We start from the raw sequence: 260 nt of genomic DNA on the forward strand, positions 1-260 counted from the left end.
CCTAAATCACCCGAAAAGACAAGCCGATGCACTTCACCCTCTTGACTCACACGACACTCAACATAAGCAGAGCCAAGAATATGACCTGCTGGCTGTAAGCAAATATCTAAACCTTCAAAGACTGAATACAAATCACCATATTTGAGCGGCACAATACGCTGCTTAAGCACCGACATAAATTGTCGGATCATCTGTTTATTACGGGTGAAACCAATCTTCACCGCATCTTCCAGTACCAGCGGTAAAAGCACAGCCGACGG

1 pseudogene is annotated in these 260 nt (G+C 45.4%); it reads right to left on the reverse strand.

Annotated features, from left to right (window positions below):
• Positions 1 to 260, reverse strand: a pseudogene (locus A3763_RS28510) (MBL fold metallo-hydrolase); the annotation flags it as partial.

Source organism: Oleiphilus sp. HI0128, from assembly GCF_001635365.1.